Annotated in this window: 20 protein-coding genes and 1 pseudogene; 9 read left to right on the top strand and 12 right to left on the bottom strand. The window is 71.6% G+C overall.

Annotated features, from left to right (window positions below; all coding sequences use genetic code 11):
- Nucleotides 1–261, top strand: a pseudogene (locus tag ACIBEF_RS09065) (hypothetical protein); the annotation flags it as partial.
- A 579-nt stretch (nt 262–840) separates the two neighbouring features.
- Here the strand turns inward: ACIBEF_RS09065 and ACIBEF_RS09060 are convergent.
- From ACIBEF_RS09060 to groES, 3 genes are all read right to left on the bottom strand, one after another.
- The gene (locus ACIBEF_RS09060; RefSeq protein ID WP_396792467.1) at nt 841–2,457 is read right to left on the bottom strand and encodes a molybdopterin-dependent oxidoreductase; all 1,617 of its coding nucleotides are present in this window, start codon (nt 2,455–2,457) and stop codon (nt 841–843) included.
- A 407-nt stretch (nt 2,458–2,864) separates the two neighbouring features.
- A complete protein-coding gene (gene groL / locus ACIBEF_RS09055) occupies nt 2,865–4,499 on the bottom strand; it encodes a chaperonin GroEL (protein ID WP_396792458.1) in 1,635 nt (544 codons plus the stop codon).
- A gap of 71 nt (nt 4,500–4,570) precedes the next feature.
- Nucleotides 4,571–4,885 (bottom strand): co-chaperone GroES, encoded by a 315-nt coding sequence (gene groES, locus ACIBEF_RS09050; RefSeq protein ID WP_030330046.1) that lies wholly within the window; start codon nt 4,883–4,885, stop codon nt 4,571–4,573.
- Nucleotides 4,886–5,144: 259 nt separating this feature from the next.
- On the opposite strand from groES, the gene ACIBEF_RS09045 reads away from it, so the two are divergent.
- From ACIBEF_RS09045 to ACIBEF_RS09015, 7 genes are all read left to right on the top strand, one after another.
- Nucleotides 5,145–6,341: a methyltransferase domain-containing protein gene (locus tag ACIBEF_RS09045; RefSeq protein ID WP_396792456.1), complete on the top strand. Its 1,197-nt coding sequence runs from the start codon at nt 5,145–5,147 to the stop codon at nt 6,339–6,341.
- Nucleotides 6,342–6,351: 10 nt separating this feature from the next.
- Nucleotides 6,352–6,831, top strand: coding sequence for a Cys-tRNA(Pro) deacylase (gene ybaK, locus ACIBEF_RS09040; RefSeq protein WP_396792454.1), 480 nt, complete (start codon nt 6,352–6,354; stop codon nt 6,829–6,831).
- A gap of 179 nt (nt 6,832–7,010) precedes the next feature.
- Nucleotides 7,011–8,096 carry a sugar ABC transporter substrate-binding protein gene (locus ACIBEF_RS09035; RefSeq protein WP_396792452.1) on the top strand — a complete coding sequence of 362 codons (1,086 nt, stop codon included), beginning with the start codon at nt 7,011–7,013 and terminating at the stop codon, nt 8,094–8,096.
- Between the two features lie 115 nt (nt 8,097–8,211).
- Nucleotides 8,212–9,030, top strand: a complete 819-nt coding sequence (locus tag ACIBEF_RS09030; RefSeq protein ID WP_357206748.1) for an ATP-binding cassette domain-containing protein — start codon at nt 8,212–8,214, stop codon at nt 9,028–9,030.
- Nucleotides 9,027–10,289: a sugar ABC transporter permease gene (locus ACIBEF_RS09025; RefSeq protein WP_396792451.1), complete on the top strand. Its 1,263-nt coding sequence runs from the start codon at nt 9,027–9,029 to the stop codon at nt 10,287–10,289. The genes ACIBEF_RS09030 and ACIBEF_RS09025 overlap by 4 nt, the downstream gene beginning before the upstream one ends.
- 22 nt (nt 10,290–10,311) lie before the next feature.
- Complete coding sequence (locus ACIBEF_RS09020; RefSeq protein ID WP_396792449.1) at nt 10,312–11,493, top strand: ROK family protein; 1,182 nt, start codon at nt 10,312–10,314, stop codon at nt 11,491–11,493.
- Nucleotides 11,494–11,667: 174 nt separating this feature from the next.
- On the top strand, nt 11,668–12,408 hold the full coding sequence (locus ACIBEF_RS09015; RefSeq protein WP_396792447.1) for a DUF4142 domain-containing protein: 741 nt from the start codon (nt 11,668–11,670) through the stop codon (nt 12,406–12,408).
- Nucleotides 12,409–12,441: 33 nt separating this feature from the next.
- On the opposite strand, the gene ACIBEF_RS09010 is transcribed toward ACIBEF_RS09015, so the two are convergent.
- The 4 genes from ACIBEF_RS09010 to tsaB are packed head-to-tail and all read right to left on the bottom strand — an operon-like array spanning nt 12,442 to nt 14,906.
- On the bottom strand, nt 12,442–12,696 hold the full coding sequence (locus ACIBEF_RS09010) for a hypothetical protein (RefSeq protein WP_039906914.1): 255 nt from the start codon (nt 12,694–12,696) through the stop codon (nt 12,442–12,444).
- A 14-nt stretch (nt 12,697–12,710) separates the two neighbouring features.
- Nucleotides 12,711–13,757, bottom strand: coding sequence for a tRNA (adenosine(37)-N6)-threonylcarbamoyltransferase complex transferase subunit TsaD (gene tsaD / locus ACIBEF_RS09005; protein WP_366612102.1), 1,047 nt, complete (start codon nt 13,755–13,757; stop codon nt 12,711–12,713).
- On the bottom strand, nt 13,750–14,232 hold the full coding sequence (gene rimI / locus ACIBEF_RS09000) for a ribosomal protein S18-alanine N-acetyltransferase (RefSeq protein ID WP_357206740.1): 483 nt from the start codon (nt 14,230–14,232) through the stop codon (nt 13,750–13,752). Before rimI ends, tsaD begins: the two co-directional genes overlap by 8 nt.
- Nucleotides 14,229–14,906 carry a tRNA (adenosine(37)-N6)-threonylcarbamoyltransferase complex dimerization subunit type 1 TsaB gene (gene tsaB / locus ACIBEF_RS08995; protein WP_396792445.1) on the bottom strand — a complete coding sequence of 226 codons (678 nt, stop codon included), beginning with the start codon at nt 14,904–14,906 and terminating at the stop codon, nt 14,229–14,231. Before tsaB ends, rimI begins: the two co-directional genes overlap by 4 nt.
- A 364-nt stretch (nt 14,907–15,270) precedes the next feature.
- Between tsaB and ACIBEF_RS08990 the strand changes: the two genes are divergently transcribed.
- Entirely contained in the window at nt 15,271–15,975 is a 705-nt protein-coding gene (locus tag ACIBEF_RS08990; RefSeq protein ID WP_396792443.1) for a multiprotein-bridging factor 1 family protein, read from the top strand.
- Nucleotides 15,976–16,014: 39 nt separating this feature from the next.
- On the opposite strand, the gene ung is transcribed toward ACIBEF_RS08990, so the two are convergent.
- The 5 genes from ung to ACIBEF_RS08965 all read right to left on the bottom strand — a co-directional run bounded on the left by ung (nt 16,015) and on the right by ACIBEF_RS08965 (nt 21,039).
- A complete protein-coding gene (gene ung / locus ACIBEF_RS08985; RefSeq protein ID WP_396792441.1) occupies nt 16,015–16,716 on the bottom strand; it encodes a uracil-DNA glycosylase in 702 nt (233 codons plus the stop codon).
- Between the two features lie 65 nt (nt 16,717–16,781).
- Nucleotides 16,782–17,264, bottom strand: a complete 483-nt coding sequence (gene tsaE, locus ACIBEF_RS08980) for a tRNA (adenosine(37)-N6)-threonylcarbamoyltransferase complex ATPase subunit type 1 TsaE (protein ID WP_238687793.1) — start codon at nt 17,262–17,264, stop codon at nt 16,782–16,784.
- On the bottom strand, nt 17,261–18,364 hold the full coding sequence (locus tag ACIBEF_RS08975; protein ID WP_396792438.1) for an alpha/beta fold hydrolase: 1,104 nt from the start codon (nt 18,362–18,364) through the stop codon (nt 17,261–17,263). Before ACIBEF_RS08975 ends, tsaE begins: the two co-directional genes overlap by 4 nt.
- Nucleotides 18,361–19,479, bottom strand: coding sequence for an alanine racemase (gene alr, locus ACIBEF_RS08970; protein ID WP_396792436.1), 1,119 nt, complete (start codon nt 19,477–19,479; stop codon nt 18,361–18,363). Before alr ends, ACIBEF_RS08975 begins: the two co-directional genes overlap by 4 nt.
- Nucleotides 19,480–19,569: 90 nt before the next feature.
- Nucleotides 19,570–21,039 (bottom strand): NAD(P)H-hydrate dehydratase, encoded by a 1,470-nt coding sequence (locus ACIBEF_RS08965; RefSeq protein ID WP_396792434.1) that lies wholly within the window; start codon nt 21,037–21,039, stop codon nt 19,570–19,572.
- Nucleotides 21,040–21,085: the final 46 nt, after the last annotated feature.

Genomic DNA, 21,085 nt, shown 5'->3' with positions numbered 1-21,085 from the left:
CACCTCGGCGACGCCAACGACCACGACTCGCTGGGCCTGTTCCAACAGCGCCCGACCAGTGGTTGGGGCACACCCGAGCAGATCACCAACCCCGAGTACTCCACCACCGCATTCCTCAAGGGCCTCAAGCAGGTCGACGGGTGGCAGGACATGCCGCTGACCGACGCCGCGCAGACGGTGCAGGTGTCGGCCTACCCGGACGCCTACGCCCAGTGGGAGCAGCAGGCCACCGGCCTCGTCGCCCAGCACTGGAACAGCTGACCCACACCACCGCACCGCAAGACCACCGCACCACCGCACCACGGCACCACGGCACCACGGCACCACCGCACCACCGCACCACCGCACCACCGCACCGCACCAGGACATCCACCGCTGGCCGGCACCCGCAACCCGGGGTGCCGGCCAGCGGCCTTCTGCTGCCACCGATCGCCGACCGCCACCCCACGGCCGCCGACCACGCCCTGCGGCCGCTGACGCTGACCGCCGTTCCCAAACCACCGGCCCCCGGCGATGGGGGCAGCCGCTGCGAGCGCCGGCCGCAGGCCGCTGCCTCTGAGGAAGCTGCCGCAGGCGGCTGAGGAAGCCGGCCATGGGCGGGGCCGAAGGGCGGAGAGCGCCGAACTGGCCTCAACGGAGGCAACTGGCGTCGACCAACCCACTTGGCCTGTAGATCTTGGACACTTTCCGTTCCGTGCTGACGGAAACTGTCCAAGATCTGCAGGCGGTCCCGGATGTGACCGGTCAGTCAGCGGGCCCGCCGACCCATGGGCAGTCTCGGGGGCCGGCACAGCCCGCCGATTCGGGCGCGGACCAGCGCGGGCGACGTCGTGCCGGGGATCAGCGGACGGTGACGGTGACCGTGTGCAAGCCGGTGGCGCCATCCGGGACGACGTCCTGCGTACGTTCGGTCTGGGTTTCGCCGGTCGCGTCGGTCGCGCGGACCTGGAGTCGGTGCTCGCCCGGTGTGGCGTCCCAGCGCCAGGACCATTGCACCCAGGTGTCCACCGACACGGTGGGGGCCAGCGCGGCTTCCTGCCACGGGCCGTCGTCGACGCGTACCTCGACTCGGCGGATGCCCCGGTGCTGCGCCCAGGCCACCCCGGCGACGGTCACCGGGCCGGCGGTCAGCCGGTTACGTCCCCTGGGCGTGTCGATCCGGGACTGGGTCTTGATCGGCCCCTGGGGGGACCAGCCGCGCGGCACCCAGTACGCGTCGAAGTCGGCGAACCGGGTCAGCTCCAGTTCGGTCACCCATTTGCAGGCCGACACGTAGCCGTAGAGGCCCGGCACCACCACTCGGACCGGGAAGCCGTGCTCTACCGGCAGTGGCTCGCCGTTCATCCCGACGGCCAGCAGCGCGTCCCGTCCGTCGCGCAGCGCGGCGGTGGGGGTGCCGCAGGTCCAGCCGTCGACCGACCGGCCGACGACCTGGTCGGCGTCGTCGTCCGGCTCGACCTCGTCCAGCAGTTCCCGCAGGGGTACGCCGAGCCACAGGGCATTGCCGATCAGGTCCCCGCCCACCTCGTTGGAGACGCAGGCCAGCGTGACGTACCGCTCGACCAGTGGTCGGGCCAGCAGATCCGCGTAGCTGTAGGTACGTTCCCTGCCGACCCGTCCGTGGATCCGCAGCCGCCAGGTGTCCGGGTCGACCTGGGGCACCACCAGCGCGGTGTCGATCCGGTAAAACCCGAAGTTCGGGGTGACGTACGGCGCGAGCTGCGTCAGTGAGAGGTCCGCACCCGCCGGTACGGCCGGTGCGGGGGCGACCGGCGCGGGCAGGCGGATCGCGTCGCGGGCTGCGGACACGCCGCGCCGCCCTGCCAGCCACCGCCCACCGAGGCCGGCCACCACGGCCGTGCCGAGCAGCACTCCGCTGCCGGTGAGGAACCGTCGCCGCGACTCCGGGTCCACTTCGGCAGGCCCGACCGCTTCGACCGCCGTCGTCGGCGCGGCGGGAGTCACCGGCACCGGCCCTGCCGGGGACACCGGCACCGACTCGCCGGGCGAGTCCGGCCCCGGACCGGCCGGCGACCCGGGACCCGCAGACGACTCCGGACCGGCCTGTGACCCGGGACCAGCAGACGACCCCGGACCAGCCTGCGACCCCGGACCAGCCTGCGACCCGGGACCAGCAGACAACCCCGGACCAGCCTGCGACCCGGGACCAGCAGACAACCCCGGACCAGCCTGCGACCCGGGACCAGCAGACAACCCCGGACCAGCCTGCGACCCCGGACCAGGGGACGGCACCGGACCAGCAGGCGGGGTGGGTGGTGACCAGGACCAGGGGTCCAGCTCGAACGGTCCGCCGATGAACAGCCAGAGCACCAGGGCGCCGAGACCGGCGCCGACCAGGGACGGCAGCGCGTCGGCGAGGTCAGCACCGGAGCGGGTCAACGCGGCTGCCACGCCGATGGCACCGAACGCGGCGATGCCGGCCAGGCCGAACGCCAGTCGGCGGACCGCCAGTACGCCGAAGAGGGCGGCGAAGCCTCCCAGCAACACGGCCGTGCCGACCAGCAGCGCGATCTTGTCGGCGGTGCCGAAGAGGTCGATGGCGAGTTGCTTCAGCGATTCGGGAACGGCGTCGACGACGACCCCGCCGACCGCGACCAGGGGCGCTGACCGAGGACCGGTCAACACCGCGACCGGTTCGGCGATCCCGATCGCGACGGCGGCGGCGGTGATTCCGGCCAACGCGGCGTACCGCCGTGACGTGGTGCTCATCGGCCCAGTGTGCGCGATCATCTCGCCCGGTCGCCAACAACGTCAGCGTTCGGTAATGACCTGGCCGCCCGCAGGAACGAGCCGGGGCGCACCGCCTCACGGCGGTGCGCCCCGGAACGGGTGTCGCTACCGGATCAGAAACCCGGGCCGTGCTGGTGGCCGTGGCCGTGCCCGCCGGCGGCGGCCGGCTCGGCCTGCTCCGGCTTGTCCACCACGAGGCTCTCCGTGGTGAGCAGCAGACCGGCGATCGAGGCGGCGTTGGTGACCGCGTTGCGGGTCACCTTCACCGGGTCGATGATGCCGGCCTTGACCAGGTCGACGTACTCGCCCTTGGCGGCGTCGAGGCCGTGGCCCCAGTCCAGGTCGGCGACCTTCTGCGTCACGACGTAGCCGTCGTGACCGGCGTTCTGGGCGATCCAGCGCAGCGGCTCGACGAGCGACTTGCGCACGACGGAGACGCCGACCTTCTCGTCACCGGTGAAGCCCAGGTCATCGTCGAGCACCGATCGGATCTGCACCAGGGCGGCGCCGCCGCCGGGCACAGTGCCCTCCTCGACCGCAGCCTTGGTCGCCGCGATGGCGTCCTCGATGCGGTGCTTGCGCTCCTTCATCTCGACCTCGGTCGCCGCGCCAGCCTTGATGACGGCGATGCCACCGGAGAGCTTGGCCAGCCGCTCGGCCAGCTTCTCCCGGTCCCAGTCGGAGTCGGAGGCCTCGATCTCCTTGCGGATCTGGGAGACCCGGTCGGTGACGTCGGCCTTCTGGCCACCGCCGTCGACGATCGTGGTGTTCTCCTTGTCGACCACGACGCGCCGGGCGGTGCCGAGCACCTCCAGGCCGACCTGGTCGAGCTTGTAGCCCAGCTCCGGGGCGACCAGCTCGGCGCCCGTGGAGATCGCGATGTCCTGGAGCATTGCCTTGCGCCGGTCACCGAAGCCCGGGGCCTTGACCGCGCAGACCTTGAGGGTCTTGCGCAGCGAGTTGACCACCAGGGTGGAAAGCGCCTGGCCGTCCACGTCCTCGGCGATGATCAGCAGGGGCTTGCTGTTCTGCAGGACCTTCTCCAGCAGCGGCAGCAGCTCCTCGATCGCCGAGATCTTCTGGGTGGTGACCAGGATGTACGCGTCCTCAAGGACGGACTCCTGACCCTCCAGGTCGGTGACGAAGTTCGGCGAGATGAAGCCCTTGTCGAACTGGAGACCTTCGGTCACGTCCAGTTCGGTGGTGAGCATCGAGCCTTCCTCGACGGTGATGACACCGTCGCGGCCGACGCGCTCCATCGCCTCGGCGATCAGATCGCCGATCGTGGAGTCCTGCGCGGAGATCGTCGCCACGTTCGCGATCGACTCCTTGCTGGTGACCTCGGCGGCCTTGCCGAGCAGCGCCTCGGAGACCTTCATGGCCGCCGCGTCGATGCCCCGCTTGAGGCCGGCCGGGTTGGTCCCGGCGGTCACGTTGCGCAGACCCTCGCGAACCATCGCCTGGGCCAGCACGGTCGCGGTGGTGGTGCCGTCGCCGGCGACGTCGTTGGTCTTGGTCGCCACCTCCTTGACCAGCTGCGCGCCAAGGTTCTCGTACGGGTTGGTGAGCTCGATCTCCTTGGCGATGGTCACACCATCGTTGGTGATCGTCGGCGCACCGAATTTCTTGTCCAGGACGACGTTGCGCCCGCGCGGGCCGAGGGTGACCCTGACCGCGTCCGCGAGGGCGTTGACACCGTGCTCCAGCAGGTGCCGGGCGTCGTCCGAGAAACTCAGGATCTTCGCCATTAATGTCCCTTCGAAGCGCCATTGCCCCGGCCCGGCGAGCCGGACCGGGGCAGTGGCACTGATCGGTTTGCTTACTTCTCGATGACCGCGAGGACGTCGCGGGCGGAGAGCACCAGGTACTCCTCGCCGGCGTACTTGACCTCGGTGCCGCCGTACTTCGAGTAAAGGACGGTGTCGCCGACCTGCACGTCAACCGGAACCCGGTTGCCGTTGTCGTCGACGCGCCCCGGGCCCACAGCGAGGACGGTGCCCTCCTGCGGCTTCTCCTTGGCGGTGTCGGGGATCACGATGCCCGACGCCGTGGTGGTCTCAGCCTCGTTCGCCTGGACCACGATGCGGTCCTCGAGCGGCTTGATCGCAACCTTGGTCGCGGTAGTCACGGGCATACCCTCCTGGGGTACTGGTTTCGTTGCTGGCCAGCGGGGCTGACCAGCGTCAATCTGCCTCATGCCACCGGGCGGTGCCGTCGTCGCGGGTGCCGGTCCGCCTGGCGTGCGCACCCGGGTCGCGAGACCCGGAAGCTGGCACCCTCAGGGTGAGAGTGCTAATCGCAGGTTATTCCGTGGCTAGCACTCCGTCAAGGAGAGTGCCAGCGCGTCGCGCCCCGCCAGCCAAGTTTTCCGAGTCGGACGGGACAATGGCCGGGTGGATCTCGATCAGCTGGCGGCGCTGCGTACCCCCGAAGGGTTGGCCGCGCTCACCGCGGCGGCCGACCTGGCCGGCGGTGATCCACTGGTCGCGGCGTCGGCTCTGCGCGCGACCGGGGTGCCGCCGACCTTGGCCGCGGCGGCGTTGACCCAGGCCGAGTTGCGCCACCGGGCGGTGGGCAAGTTCGGCTCGGCCGCCGCTGGGATGTTCCTCACCCGCCCCGGCCTGGAGCAGGCCACCCGCCGGGTGGTCGCCGACCGTCGGGCCGCCCGGTTGCACGCGGCCGGCGTGCGGACCCTGGCTGATCTCGGGTGCGGGCTCGGGGCCGACGCGCTGGCCGCCGCCCGCGCCGGCATCCGGGTGTACGGGGTGGAGGCCGACCCGGTGACCGCGGCGATGGCCGCCGCCAACGCCGAGGCGGCCGGCCTGGCCGAGCTGTTCACCGTCGAGTGCGGCGACGCGACCGGGTTCGACGTGTCAGGGGTCGACGGGGTCTTCTGCGATCCGGCCCGCCGCGCCACCGGCTCCGGGCGGCGGATCTTCGACCCGCGCGCCTACTCGCCACCGTGGGACTTCGTCACCGGGTTGGCCGAGCGGGTGCCGCGCACCGTGGTGAAGGTCGCGCCGGGCCTGGACCACGCGCTCATCCCGGCCGGGGCGGAGGCCGAGTGGGTCGGCGTGGACGGCGACCTGGTCGAGGCCGCGCTCTGGTGCGGTGAGCTGGCGGAGGTGCCCCGCCGCGCCACCCTCCACCGCCAGCGGGGCACCGAGGCCCACAGCCACCAGCTCACCGGCTCGGGTGCCGCCGAGGCACCGGTCGGGCCGCCGCGTCGCTACCTGTACGACCCGGACCCGGCGGTGGTGCGCGCGCACCTCGTGGCCGAACTGGCCACCGAACTGGACGCCAACCTGGGCGATCCGAGCATCGCCTACCTCTACGCCGACCAGCCGGTCCGCACCCCGTACGCGCGCTGTCTGGAGATCACCGACGTGCTGCCGTTCTCGCTCAAGCGCCTGCGGGCGCTGCTGCGGGAGCGCCGGGTGGGCCGGGTGGAGATCCTGAAGCGGGGTTCGGCGCTCACCCCGGAGCAGCTCCGGCGGGACCTGCGGCTGGCCGGGGACGCGGCGGCGAGTCTGGTGCTCACCCGGGTCGACGGCGCACCGACGGTGCTGATCGGCCGGCCGGTCGACTAGCGTCGTCGCTGTGGCGGGACAGGGCACGCCGGCAACGGCACTGTTGGTCAAGCGCGGCATCGCGCATCGCACCCATCCGTACCGGGTGTCGCCGGACGCCCCGAACTACGGCGCGTTGGTGGCGGTGGCGCTCGGCGTGGCACCGGAGCGCGTGTTCAAGTCTCTGGTGACCGACGTCGACGGCGCGCTCACCGTGGCGGTCGTTCCGGTCACCGGCGAGTTGGATCTCAAGGCTCTCGCGGCTGCGGTCGGCGGCAAGCGGGCGGCGTTGGCCGACCGGGCGCTCGCCGAGCGGGCCACCGGTTACGTACGCGGTGGGATCAGTCCGCTCGGGCAGCGTCGACGGTTGCCCACCGTGCTGGACGAATCCGCGCTGGATCTCCCGACGATCTACGTCTCGGCTGGTCGGCGTGGTTTGCAACTCGAACTGGCCGCGGCGGATCTGGTGGCGCTGACCGACGCCCGTACCGCGTCGTTGCAGACCCACTGACGACAGTCGTTACGTCGACTAGCCCGTGGGATACCCGCGGAGTAACAGTCGCGTTGCTGAATTGTTATCGCTCCCAACAAACTATGGACCTGCGCGGTCTTGTGGAGCCGGTGTGACGCGAAATACGTTGCCGGACACAACAAAACAACACCTCCCCCACCTCCGAAAGGACCCTGCACATGCGTAAGGGGATCCTCACCATCGCCGCCGTGGGCCTGCTCACGACCGGCGGCTTGACCGCCTGTGGCGACGACTCCGGCGACAAGGCCGCCTCCGCCAAGACCCCCAAGATCGGCGTGATCCTCCCGGACAGCAAGTCCTCGGCCCGCTGGGAGACCGCAGACCGCCGGTTCCTGGAGGAGGCGTTCAAGGCCGCGGGCGTCCAGTACGACATCCAGAACGCCCAGAACGACAAGACCGCCTTCCAGACCATCGCCGACCAGATGATCACCAGCGGCGTCACCGCCCTGATGATCGTCAACCTGGACTCCGGCACCGGCAAGGCCGTACTCGACAAGGCCAAGTCGCAGGGCGTCGCCACCATCGACTACGACCGGCTCACCCTCGGCGGCTCCGCCCAGTACTACGTCAGCTTCGACAACGAGACCGTCGGCAAGCTCCAGGGCGAGGGTCTGTCGAAGTGCCTGACCGAGAAGGGCGCCAAGAACCCCGTCGTGGCGTACCTGAACGGCTCCCCCACCGACAACAACGCCACCCTATTCAAGGCCGGCTACGACTCGGTGCTCAAGCCGAAGTTCGACTCCAAGGAATACGTCAAGGGCCCTGAGGACGCGGTGCCGGCGTGGGACAACGCGCAGGCCGCGACGATCTTCGAGCAGCAGCTCACCACGGCCAACGGCAAGATCGACGGCGTGCTGGCCGCCAACGACGGTCTCGGCAACGCGGCCATCTCGATCCTGAAGAAGAACAAGCTCAACGGCAAGGTGCCGGTGACCGGGCAGGACGCCAGCACCGAGGGCCTGCAGAACATCCTCGCCGGTGACCAGTGCATGACCGTCTACAAGGCGGTCCGGGAAGAGGCCAAGGCGGCCTCCGACCTGGCCATCGCCCTCGCCAAGGGTGAGAAGAAGGACACCGGCCAGACGGTCAAGGACGGTGACCGGGACGTGCCCTCGGTGCTGCTCACCCCGAAGGCCATCTACAGGGAGAGCGTCAAGGACGTCATCGCCGACGGCTACGTGACCAAGGAAGAGGTCTGCACCGCGGCGTACACCAAGTTCTGCGCCGAAGCCGGCATCAGCTGACCGACGCTGCAGTACCCGCCGGAACGACCATCGCCGCCCGGCACGGGAGCACCCCTCCCGTGCCGGGCGGCGCCCGCCGGACGGGCCCCGACCCTCCCTTAAGAAGGAGACCCCCGTGTCCGCGACCCCCCTGCTGGAACTCCGCGGGATCGACAAGAGCTTCGGTCCCGTCCAGGTGCTCCGCGACGTCGCCCTGACCGTCCACCCGGGTGAAGTGACCGCACTGGTCGGCGACAACGGCGCCGGCAAGTCGACCCTGGTGAAGTGCATCAGCGGCATCCACCCCACCGACGCCGGAGAGTTCCTGTTCAACGGTGAACCGGTGCACATCGGCAGCCCCCGCGACGCTGCCACGCTCGGCATCGAGGTCGTCTACCAGGACCTCGCGCTCTGCGACAACCTGGACATCGTGCAGAACATGTTCCTCGGCCGGGAGAAGCGCAGCGGCATCGTCCTCGACGAGCCGACCATGGAACAGCTCGCCGCCGAAACCCTGGCGGGGCTCTCCATCCGCACCGTCACCTCACTTCGGCAGCACGTGTCAAGCCTCTCCGGCGGTCAACGCCAGACCGTGGCCATCGCCAAGGCGGTGCTCTGGAACAGCAAGCTCGTCATCCTGGACGAGCCGACCGCGGCGCTCGGCGTGGCACAGACCGCCCAGGTGCTCGAACTGGTCCGACGCCTCGCCGACAACGGCCTGGCCGTGGTGCTCATCTCGCACAACATGAACGACGTCTTCGCCGTCTCCGACCGGATCGCCGCGCTGTACCTCGGCCAGATGGTCGCCCAGGTGAAGACCACCGACATCACCCACGCCCAGGTGGTCGAGCTGATCACCGCCGGGCGCTCGGGCGGGCTCGGCCTCGCCACCGACCCGGGCAGCAACGGCGACGGCCCGCAGGCGGCCGACTCGATCTCAGGAGGCGCCCGATGACCACCACCGCCGTGCGGAAGGACGGCCCCGCCGCCGTCACACCGACGCCGACCATCGGCCGCCACTTCCGCAACTACCTGAGCCGGGTACGCGGTGGCGACGTCGGCGCACTACCAGCCGTCCTCGGCCTGATCGTGCTCTGCACCGTCTTCGCCATCATGCGGCCGTCGTCGTTCCTGTCGGCCGGCAACTTCGCCAACCTCTTCACCCAGGGCGCGGCGGTCACGCTGATCGCGATGGGCCTGGTCTTCGTGCTGCTGCTCGGCGAGATCGACCTCTCCGCCGGCTTCGCCAGCGGCGTCTGCGCTGCGGTGCTGGCCAATGTAGTCACAGTGCTCGGCTACCCCTGGTGGGTCGCCGTGCTCGCCGCCGTCGCCACCGGTGTGGTCATCGGCACCACGCTCGGCATGCTCGTCGCGAAGATCGGCATTCCGTCCTTCGTGGTCACCCTCGCCGGCTTCCTCGCCTTCCAGGGCGTCGTGCTGTTGCTCGTCAAAGAGGGCACCAACATCTCCGTCCGCGACGACGTGCTGGTCGCCATCGCCAACCGCAACCTCGCCCCCACGCTGGGCTGGGGGCTGACCGCCCTCGCGGTCATCGGCTACGCGGCGGTGCAACTGCTGCGCCACCGCACCCGGGTGGCCCGCGGCCTGATCACCGACCCGCTCGCGGTGGTGGCGCTGCGGATCGGCGGGCTCGCCGTCATCCTCGGCACCGCGGTGTACGTGCTCAACCTGGAGCGCAGCCGCAACGTCCTGATCAGCTCACTCAAGGGTGTGCCGATCGTGGTACCGATCATCGCGGTGCTGCTGATCATCTGGACCTTCGTGCTCCAACGCACCAGCTACGGCCGGCACATCTACGCCGTGGGCGGCAACCGCGAAGCTGCCCGCCGGGCCGGCATCGGCGTCGACCGGATCCGGGTCTCGGTCTTCGTGATCTGCTCCTCGATGGCCGCCATCGGTGGCATCGTGGCGGCCAGCCGGGCCAACTCGGTCGACCCGAACACCGGGGGCAGTAACGTACTGCTCTACGCGGTCGGCGCAGCGGTGATCGGTGGCACCAGCCTCTTCGGTGGCAAGGGCCGCGTTCTCGACGCCGTACTCGGCGGCGCGGTGGTCGCGGTCATCGAAAACGGAATGGGCCTGATGGGGTACGACGCGGGAGTCAAGTACGTGGTCACGGGCGTCGTGCTGCTGCTCGCCGCCAGCGTCGACGCGCTCTCCCGCCGCCGCGCGGCAGCCACCGGCACCCGCTGACCGCGCGGGAGGTAGCACCAGCATGCGCCCAGGACCGAGCCAGGATGACGTCCGACGGCAGAACCTCGGGGCCCTGCTGCGGCACGTGCACGTCCACGGGGCGACCACGCGTGCCGAACTGACCACCACGCTGGGCCTCAACCGCAGCACCATCGGCGCGCTCACCGCCGACCTGTCCGCGGTGGGGCTGGTCAGCGAAGGCGCACCGAGGGAAACCGGCCGGGCCGGACGACCGTCACTGGTCGTCCGGCCCGAGTCGACCCGGGTCTACGCGTACGCGTACTCGGTGGAGGTGGACCGGCTGCGCGCCGCCCGGATCGGGTTGGGTGGCGCGGTCCTGGACCGTCGGGACCTGGACCGGCCGCGCGGTCTGCTGGCCGCGGAGGCCGCGCCGCTGCTGGCCGGCGCGGTCAAGGAGATGCAGCAACTGGTGCCGGCGGACGCGATCTGCGTCGGCGCCGGCGTCGCGGTCTGCGGCATGGTCCGCCGGGACGACGGCCTGGTCCGACTCGGCCCCACCACCGGCTGGGTGGACGAGCCGATCGGCGCTGCCCTCGCCGACGAGTTGGGCATCGACGTACCGGTTACAGTGGGCAATGTGGCCGACGTCGCCGCGTTCGCCGAGCACACGCGAGGTGTGGCTGCGGGCTGTGACAACGTTCTCTACCTGTACGGCGATGTCGGCGTGGGTGCCGGCATCATCGCCGGTGGGCGCCGGCTGACCGGGCACGGCGGGTACGGCGGCGAGGTCGGCCACATGAAGGTGGTCCGCAACGGCAAACCCTGTGAGTGCGGCTCCCGAGGCTGTTGGGAGACCGAGATCGGCGAGCACGGCCTGCTGCGCGCCGCCGGACGCTCCGACGCCAGGGGCCGCGACGCGCTGCTGGAGGTCTTCGACGCGGCCGACCGCGGGGACGCCCGGGCCCAGACGGCGGTCCGCCAGGCCGGCGACTGGCTCGGCTTCGGGGTGGCCAACCTGGTGAACGTCTTCAACCCCGAGATGGTCATCTTCGGCGGCACTATGCGTGACCTCTACCTCGCGGCGGCGGCCCAGATCCGCAGCCGGCTCAACTCCAACGCGCTCGGCGCCTGCCTGGAGCACGTCCGGCTGCGTACGCCGAAACTGGGTACGGACGCGCCGCTGATCGGCGCCGCCGAGCTGGCCTTCGAACGGCTCCTCGCCGACCCCCTCGACGTGGGCTGATCCGTACGCTGTCCGGGGTGGATGTCGAGCTGCTCGCTGTCACCCGCTGATCCGGTTCGCTTCGCGATGAACTGATCGCACGATCAGTCCGTACCAGTGGGCGGACGGGCAACCGGCATGGTACGGCTGCCCGGTCCAGACGCGTTCGGTCCGGACCGAGGAGGCACCACAGACATGGCACCGCTCAGATCCGCCCATCGCCGACTGGGCACCCGGACCCACCGAGCGGCGATGCTGCTCATCGCGATCATCGCGGGGGTCGGTGTCCTGCCCGGCGCGGCCATCGCCGCCCCCGCCGGCGGGCGACAGCTCAACGCCGCCGACATGACACTGCTCAACGGGGTGCGGTTGGCCGGGCTGTGGGAGATGCCGGCCGGCCAGATGGCCGCCGAGAAGGGACAGTCGGCGAAGGTACGGGAGATCGGCGCCGGCATCGCTGGCGAGCACCAGCGTCTCGACGAACTCGTCGTGGAGGCGGCCAACAAGCTGGGCGCGACCATCCCGAGCGAGCCGACGGCCCAACAGAAGGGCTGGCTGACGGAGATGAAGGACGCCTCCGGCGCCCGGTTCGACCAGATCTTCGTGACCCGCCTCCGGGTCGCTCATGGCGGCATTCTCCCGGTGATCAGCGCAGTACGGGCCAGCACCCGGGACGCCACCGTCCGCAAGCTCTGCGAGGACGCCACCGGCTTCGTCACGCATCACATGCAGATGCTGGAGTCCACCGGACTGGTTCGGTGGCCCGAACTGCCGCCGGCCGCGCTGCCCGCCCCCGGCCAGGACGGCCTGCTGGCCGCCGCCGGGGCGAACGCCGGCCCGCAGCCCGGAGTCAGCAGCACCGTCGTGTGGCTGGTCTTCCTCGCCGCGCTGGGCACCGGCGGAATCGCCACCTACCGGATGTTGCGCCGTAGCTGACCGATCAGGCAGCTACCTGGATGGTGGCTCGCGTTACCGGTCCACCTGGGTGAAGTCCCAGGAGTGCGGGGCGCGGGCCACCAGCAGGGCTGGCGGGTCCGGCAGCGGGCGGGGGCTGCTGCGCCACTTGGAGATCACCACCACCCGGTGGTCGGTGGAGGAGAAGACCTCGCTGGAGACGTGGAGCGGGTCGTGCTCCAACTCGGGCAGTGCGGTGTCGCACACCCAGGTGATCAGGTCGGCGACTCCGTACGCCTCGGCGCGCGCCTCCCACATTCGCACGATCATGTCCGCCGCCCCCGTCACACGCTGACCGTGGTCAACGGCAGCGCCGAATCGGCTGGCAGGTCCAGTCGGCTCGGAGCGACCCCGGCGGCGACCAGGTGCGAACCGAGCGCGGCCACCATCGCGCCGTTGTCGGTGCACAGCTTCGGCCGGGGTACCCGAACCCGGATGCCGTACTTCTCGGCTCGCTGCTCGGCCATCGCCCGCAGCCGGGAGTTCGCCGCCACTCCCCCGCCGATGACCAGGGTCTCGATGCCCTGCGCCCGGCAGGCGGCGAGCGCCTTGCTGGTCAGGACGTCACAGACCGCCTCCTGGAAGGACGCGGCCACGTCGGCCACCGGAACCGGCTCACCGGCACGCTGACGGGCCTCGACCCACCGGGCCACCGCCGTCTTCAGGCCCGAGAACGAGAAGTCGTACCGGTGGGCGGCGAGATCCTTCGCAGCGGTCAGACCGCGGGGGAAGGCGATCGAGGCGGCATCGCCGGCCCGGGCCTCCCGGTCGATGGGCGGACCTCCCGGGAACGGCAACCCGAGCAGCCGGGCGACCTTGTCGAACGCTTCCCCGGCCGCGTCGTCGATGGTGGCGCCGAGCGGGGTGACACCCCGGGCCAGGTCGTCCACGAGCAGGAGGGACGAGTGGCCGCCGGACACCAGGAGCGCGATGGCGGGTTCGGGCAGTGGGCCGTGCTCAAGGGTGTCCACCGCGACGTGGGCGGCGAGGTGGTTGACGCCGTAGACGGGCTTCTCGGCGGCGACCGCGTACCCCTTGGCGGCAGCGACGCCGACCAGCAACGCACCGGCCAGCCCCGGCCCCGAGGTGACAGCGATCGCGTCGATGTCGGCCAGCGTGACGCCGGCCTCGGTCAGGGCCCGGTCCATGGTCGGCACGATGGCCTCCAGGTGGGCCCGGCTGGCCACCTCCGGTACCACACCCCCGAACCGGGCGTGTTCCTCGACGCTGGAGGCGAGCGCGTCGGCCAGCAGGGTGTGCCCCCGCACGATGCCGACACCGGTCTCGTCGCAGGAGGTCTCGATACCCAGGATCAGTGGTTCGTCAGCCATTGTCGTGTGGTCCGTTCCCGGTCGGCTCGGCGTCGCGCCGCATGACCAGCGCGTCTGTGTTGCTCGGTTGGTAGTAGCCGCGCCGCACCCCGATCGGCTCGAAACCGTACGTCGCGTAGAGCCGCTGAGCTGCGGCGTTGTCCACGGCGACCTCCAGCAGGGTGCTGCCGGCGTCGCGCCGGACCGCCTCGGCGAGCAACTCCTCCAGCAGGGCACGGCCCACGCCGCGCCGCTGGGCGTCCCGGCGGACGGCGATGTTCTGTACCCACACCTCGTCCGGCGGAACGCCGGCGAGCCCGGCGTAGCCGAGCACCGACCCGTCCGCGTCGACGGCGACCCGGTAGTGGTGCCCGTTGGCGAGCTCGCTCCAGAACATGGCGGGCGACCACTTCTCAGCGCCGAAGAGGTCCGCCTCGATCGGCAGCACGTCGTCGATGTGCCACCAGCGGAACGGTTCGAGCCGTACCGCGGTCATGGCAGGACCGGTTTGCGGCCGGTCGCCGCCACCGCGTCGGGGCGGCGCAGGTAGAGCGGAGTGAGCCGCTCACTGGACGCCCCCGCCCGGATCCGCTCGGCGGCGAGCAACGCCAGCACTGTCGCGTCCGGATAGCGGGGCTCGACCCGAACGGGCAGGTCCAGGACGTCTGCGTACCGGTGCGCCCCGTCACCGACCGCGATCGTCGCGCCCAGTTCGCGAGCCCGCGCGGCGGCGACCGCCGGCGCGGACACCTCGGGCCCGACGATCCGCTGGCCGGCGCCGTCGTAGACGGCCCAGTAGAGCTCCTTGCGCCGGGCATCGCTGGCGGCCAGGACCGGCGTGCCGGACGCCGCCGGGTACCCGATGGCGTCCAGCGAACAGACACCGTACGTGGGGATCCCCAGCACCTGACCCATCGTCGCGGCGGTGACCAGGCCGACCCGTAGCCCGGTGAAGGGACCCGGGCCGAGCCCGGCGACGATGGCCGCCAGGTCACGCGGGCGCGCGTCAGCGTCGGCGAGGACCGCATCCACCTGGGGCGCGAGCAGCTCACCGTGCGCGCGGGCATCGACCGTGCACCGGTGCGACCGCGACGCCACGCCGTCTGCCGAGATCTCCACCAGCGCCGCGGTGACCGCGGGGGTCGAGCTGTCCACCACGAGTACGAGCACGGTAAGCCAGCCTAGCCGCCCCGCCCAGCACCCCCGGTCACGCCCCGCCCCGCCACCCCCGGTCGCCCTTCGGCTCGCGCCGCGCCGCCCCTGCCCACCCCGCCCCTGCCCACCCCGCCGCAGACTGCCTGCCGCCGTTGGCCGCCCAGGTCCAACGGCTAGCCAGGGACGAGCGCTGGAGCCACGTCCGCTAATCAGCCTGATGTCTGTGAGTCATCGTGATGACTCACAGACATCAGGCTCATCGAAGCGAGGCCTTCCAGGTCACGCGCTCGGCGACTCTGGGGCTCGCGAATCGCGCCGCAAGTGGCCGACCTGCCGCAGCGGGACTGCGGGCATCTCGCCCGTGGTCCACCATGCCGGGATGTCATCGACTCGCCTTGTCACCCTGCTCGGTGCTGCCGCGCGGCATCAACGAGAGCTACGCGACCTGAGCCAGCGTCAGTTGGCCGCGTTGGCCAAGGTCGACCAGGCCGCGGTGGCCCGGTTCGAACGTGGTGAGCGAGCGCCGACCATTCCGGTGCTGGAACGGCTGTTTGCCGCGATGGACGTGCAGTTGATCGTCGGAGTCGAGCCGTTGGACGCGCACCTCGACGCCCAGATCGACCGCTTGGCCGCCCGGCCGATCGCCGAGCGGATGGATGGGTTGGGGCTGGATCGTTTGCTGGACCGGCTCACCGACTTCCCACAGGTGATCACCGGTTGCACAGCGGCGTTGCTACAGGGCGCGCCGGTGCCGGTCGACGCGCTGGAGATCGCCCTGCGTTGGCAGGACTCCAAACCGTTCACCCGCTGGCTGGAGACGAACTACGGGCAGCGGTGGAACGACCGCTGGGGTGAGTTCGGCGGGGTGTGGTTGGAGCCCGAGGAGCCGGGCGAACACCGGTGGTCGACCCGGTACGGGGAGATCAGGGCCACGATGTGCGACGAGCTACCCGAGACGATCGAGGTGCGCCACGGCGCAAGGATCTACCAGGTGGTGCCGCTCGTCGAGCTGGAACTCAGCGAGCCGCGCGCCGCCGGACTGTTACGCCGCTACCGCAACCGGCAGTTGGCCAGCGACAGCTGAGTCAACTGCCGGTTCGGCGTTGCAACGTCGACGAGCGGCTCAGCCGGCGGTGCGCTCCCAATCGATGGTCGGCAGGCCAGCATCGGCGAGTGCCTTGTTGGCGGCGCTGAACGGACGGCTACCGAGGAAGCCACGCGGGTTCATCGGGCTGGGGTGACCCGCCTCCAGCACCACGTGCTGCGGGTTGGTGACCAGCGCGGCCTTCTTGCGGGCGTAGCCGCCCCAGAGCAGGAAGACCACCCGGTCCGGTGCCGCGTCCAGTGCCCGGATCGTCGCGTCGGTGAACTCTTCCCAGCCGGCGTTGGCGTGCGAGCCCGGGGTGGCCTGCCGGACGGTCAGCACCGCGTTGAGCAGCAGCACCCCCTGGGCGGCCCACCCGTCGAGGTTGCCGCTGCGCGGCTTGGGGACGCCCACGTCCTCGCCCAGCTCCTTGAAGACGTTGCGCAACGACGGCGGCACCGTCACACCGTCACGGACGCTGAAGCTCAACCCGTGAGCCTGCCCGGCCCGGTGGTAGGGATCCTGCCCGAGGATGAGCACCCGGGTGCCCTGCGGCGGGCACAGCCGGTATGCCGAGAACAGATCCTCCTGTGGCGGAAAGACCGTCTGCGTGGCGTATTCCCGGGCGACGAACTCGCCAAGCGCGGCGGTGCGTGCCGGGTCGAGGTGCGGAGCCAGCACTGTGCGCCACTGCTCCGGCAGCAGGGTCAGCAGATCCAGGGCGGGGGCGTCGTCGGGCATCGGGAACCTCTCACAGCGCGGGTCGGTCCCCCGCACTCTAGGCATCGGGTACGACAGCCACCGACCTAGCCCAGGTCGGCGAGCCGCCGGGCCCAGTCACCGCCGATCGGGTCCAACTCGACGATGCGGGTGTCGTCGTCGCGGCGGTCGATGCGAACCCGTAGGTGCGCGTCCACCAACTGCTCGACCAGGCCCTCGCCCCACTCCACCACTGTCACGGAGTCGTCCACCGAGGCGTCGAGGTCCAGGTCGTCGATCTCGGCGCGCGGGTCGGTGGCGTCACCCAACCGGTACGCGTCGGCGTGCACGAGTGCCACCCGGCCGCCCCGGGCCGGATCGGGGCGGTGCACCCGGGCGATCACGAAGGTCGGCGAGGTGATGTCCCCGAGGACACCGAGCCCGGCCCCGACGCCCTGGGTGAGCGCGGTCTTGCCGGCACCCAACGGGCCGGTCAACAGCACCAGGTCGCCGGCGCGCAGCAGCCCGGCCAGCCGCCGGCCGAAGTCCCGAGTGTCTTCGACGGTCGGCAGCTTGACGACGTGACTCACCGTTCCTCCACGCTCTGCAATGACTCCAGGAACCGCGCCAGGGCGGCGTTGACCTCGTCCGCGTGCTCCAACATCACCACGTGACCGCTGTCCTTGATCTTCACGAACTCGGCGTGCGGCAACCGGCGGACGATCTCCTCGGAGTGGGTCACCGGCGTGATCATGTCCTTGTCGCCGACCACCACGAGCACCGGAGTCGCCGCCAGCGCCGCCAGCGCCGGGAAGCGCGAGTGGGTGGCCAGGGTACGCAGGTAGCGGGTCACCGTGTCGGCCGACGTCCGGGAGTTCATCGTCTCCACGTAGGACACCAGCGACGGGCTGGGCTTGCGGGTGCCGAAGCCGTACTTGCGGGTCAGTAGCCAGGCCACGTTCGACGTCGACTTGCGGGCCTTGTCGATCACCGGCCCGCCGTACCGGGTGGCGTTGCTGACCATGTAGAGCACCGGACCACCGACCCGGCCGAGCAGCGCGGGCGCGACCAGCTTGGTCTCCGCGATGAGCCCGCCCGACGTGGCCATCAGAACGGTGCCCACCACCCGGTCACCGAACAGCTCTCCGAACAACTCGGCGAACGCCATGATCGTCATGCCGCCCATCGAGTGGCCGACCAGCACCAGCGGCCCGTCCGGGGCGGTCCGGTCGATCACCTCGCGCAGCGTTCGGCCGAGCACGGCGAGGTCGTACTCCCCGGTCTCCAGCCGGCCGGAGCGGCCGTGACCGGGCTGGTCGTACGCCACGATCCGGTAGTCACCGCGGGCGGCGAGCATCTGGCGCTGGAAGTGGAACGTCCCCATGTCCAGGCAGAAGCCGTGCACCAGCACCACAGTCGGGTGTCCCGGCACCGGCCGGGTGGGCTCGACCACCTCGACGTGGATGTCGGTGCCGTCCGGCAACTCCAGGCGGAACGCCTCGTCGTACCGCTGCTTGTCGAACGTCTCGTGCGCGTAGCGGTCGGCCGGATCGGCCTTGAGCCGACGGACCAGGGTCCGCTCGGTCGCGACGCCAGCCGCCAGACCTGCCGCGGCCACCCCCACCGCCGCGCCGGCGATCCCCGCCACCCGGCCCGCAGCCGTCCGTGGACGCGGAATGCGATAACTCATGGTTTCTCGCCGTCGTAGACCCGGGGCACCCGCGTGCTGCCGAACCGCGTCACGATCTCGTAGTTGATCGTGCCGACCGCCTCGGCCCAGTCGTCCGCCGTCGGTTCGCCGTCGGCGCCGCTGCCGAAGAGCGTCGCCACGTCGCCGTCGGCCACCGGGTCGTCGCCGCAGTCGAGCACGAACTGGTCCATGCAGACCCGGCCCGAAATCGTCCGGCGTACGCCGCCGAGCTGGACCGGGCCGGTGTTGGACGCGTGCCGGGGAACCCCGTCGGCGTACCCAAGAGGCACCACGGCCAGGTTCGCGTCGGCTTGCGTGGTGTAGGCGTGCCCGTAGGAGATACCGGTGCCGGCGGGCACCCGCTTCGTGAGCATCACCCGGGCACGGGCGGTCATCGCCGGCCGCAACCCGTACGTCTCGCCGGCCACCGGTGACAGCCCGTAGATGGCCAGGCCGGGGCGGACCAGGTCGAAGTGGGTGTCCGGGCGGGTGAGGGTGGCGGCCGAGTTGGCGAGGTGCCGCCAGCGCGGCCGCAGCCCGGCGCGCTCGACCATGGCCAGCGCTTCGTGGAAGACGGCCAGTTGGCGGTCGGTGGTGGGGTGGCCGGGCGAGTCCGCGTACACGAAGTGGCTCCACACGCCGACCACCTCGACCAGGCCGTCGGCCTGGGCCTTCGCGGCGGCGTCCAGCAGCGCGGGCCAGTCGGCGACTGTCGCACCGCCCCGGGACAGCCCCGTATCGATCTTGAGGTGCAGGCGGGCGGGACGCCCGGCGAGGCGACTCGCCTCGATCATCTCGTCCAGTTGCGTCAGGCTGGCCGCGCCCAGGTCCACCCCGGCGCTGACCCCCTCGTGCAGCGGCAACCCGGGGGCGAGCAGCCAGGCCAGCACCGGCACTGTCACCCCGGCCCGCCGCAGGGTGAGGGCCTCGTCGAGGGTGCAGACACCGAGCCAGTCAGCGCCGGCGTCGAGCGCCGCGCGGGCGGCCGGAAGCATGCCGTGGCCGTACCCGTCGGCCTTCACCACCGCCATCAACTCGGCGGTGGTGCCGGAGCGGAGCCTGCTCACGTTCTCGCGGATGGCGTCAAGATCGACGCGTACCTCGGCCTGCCACATGCACCCAGCCTACTTTCCGCCGTGATCACCGCGGGCGGCGACGCACGTCCCGACGCGGCGATCCGGTCAGTGCACCCGGAACCGCCCCGTTCAGCCCAGCCGGGCCAGCACCGGACGCAGCGCGGTCGCCACGTCGGGCGCGGTCACCGGCCCACCCCGGGCCGCCTCCCGCCCGGCGAGCCCATGCAGGTACGCGGCCGAGGCGGCGGCCCGATCGGCGGGTACCCCCGCCGCCAGCAGCGAGCCGAGCAGCCCGGCCAACACGTCGCCGGTGCCGCCGGTGGCCAGCGCCGGGGTGCCGGTCGGGTTGACGTACGCCCGACCGTCCGGCGTGCCGATCACCGTGCGATCCCCCTTGAGCAGCACCACCGCGTTCATCCAGGCGGCCAGCCGCAGCGCGGCGCCGACCCGGTCGGCGCCCGGCTCCTCCCCGCAGAGACGGGTGAACTCCCGGTCGTGTGGGGTGACCACGATGGGCGCGTCCCGACCCCGCAGCCGGTCGGCGAGCGAGCCGTCCACCAGCAGGGTCAGGGCGTCGGCGTCGAGCACCACCGGCACCGGGGCGGCCAGTACGGCGCGCAGCTCGGCCGCCGCGTCGGCACCGGTGCCCAGCCCAGAGCCGCAGACCCAGGCCTGCACCCGGCCCGCGTCGGCGACCCGCCCGCTGGCGATCACCGACGGGTGCTGGTGCAGCACCTCGGCTCGGGCGCTGCCGGCGTAGCGGACCAGGCCGGTGGGCCCGGCCAGGGCGCCGCCCACGGAGAGCACCGCCGCACCGGGGTAGGTCGCCGAGCCGGTCGACACCCCCACCACGCCCCGGGTGTACTTCTCTGACGCCGCGCCCAGCTGGGGCCACCAGTCGACCAGGTCGGACCATTCGGTGACCCGCAGCGCCGGGGTGCCGCGCAGCCACGGCCGCAGCCCGATGTCGACCAGCTCGACCTGCCCGGCCAGCGCGGCGGCCGGGCCGACCACCAGGGCGGGCTTCAGCGCACCGAAGGCCACCGTCACGTCGGCGCGGACCGCTGTGGGCCGGCCGGACGCGGACAGCGGCACGTGACCGGTGTCGACCGCGACCCCGCTGGGCACGTCGACCGCCAGCACCGTGGCCCGCCCCCCGTCGCGTCCGCGCAGCTCGCCGAGGCGCTGGACCACCTCGTCCGCGTTCGCCCGTAGACCACCGGTGCCACCGATGCCGACGATGCCGTCGAGGACCAGGTCGACCGGGCCGGCCGGGGCCTGGACCAGCCGGCCGCCAGCGGCTCGCAACGCGGCCAGGCCGGCGGCGTGCGCCCGCCCGGGGGTGAGCAGCAGGGCGGACACGTGGACACCTCGCCGGGCCAGCCGCTCTCCCGCGTACAGCGCGTCGCCGCCGTTGTCACCGGAGCCGACCAGCAGCAGCACCCGGCCCCCGTAGACTCCGCCCCGCTCGGCGAGCAGGAGCGCGGCCCGGCGGGCCAGGCCGGCGGCGGCCCGCTGCATCAGCGTCCCCTCCGGCAGTGTGCCCATCAACCCCGCCTCGGCCGCCCGTACGTCGGCCACCCGCCACACCGCTCTCATGCCACCGTGTCCCATTCAGTTAGCGGACGGACCTGACCGGCCCTCC

Origin of the sequence: Micromonospora sp. NPDC050795 (genome assembly GCF_044456785.1) — a bacterium.
GTDB lineage: Bacteria > Actinomycetota > Actinomycetes > Mycobacteriales > Micromonosporaceae > Micromonospora.
Note: the sequence above shows the minus strand (reverse complement) of the source record. Positions and strands in the feature narration are given on the sequence as shown.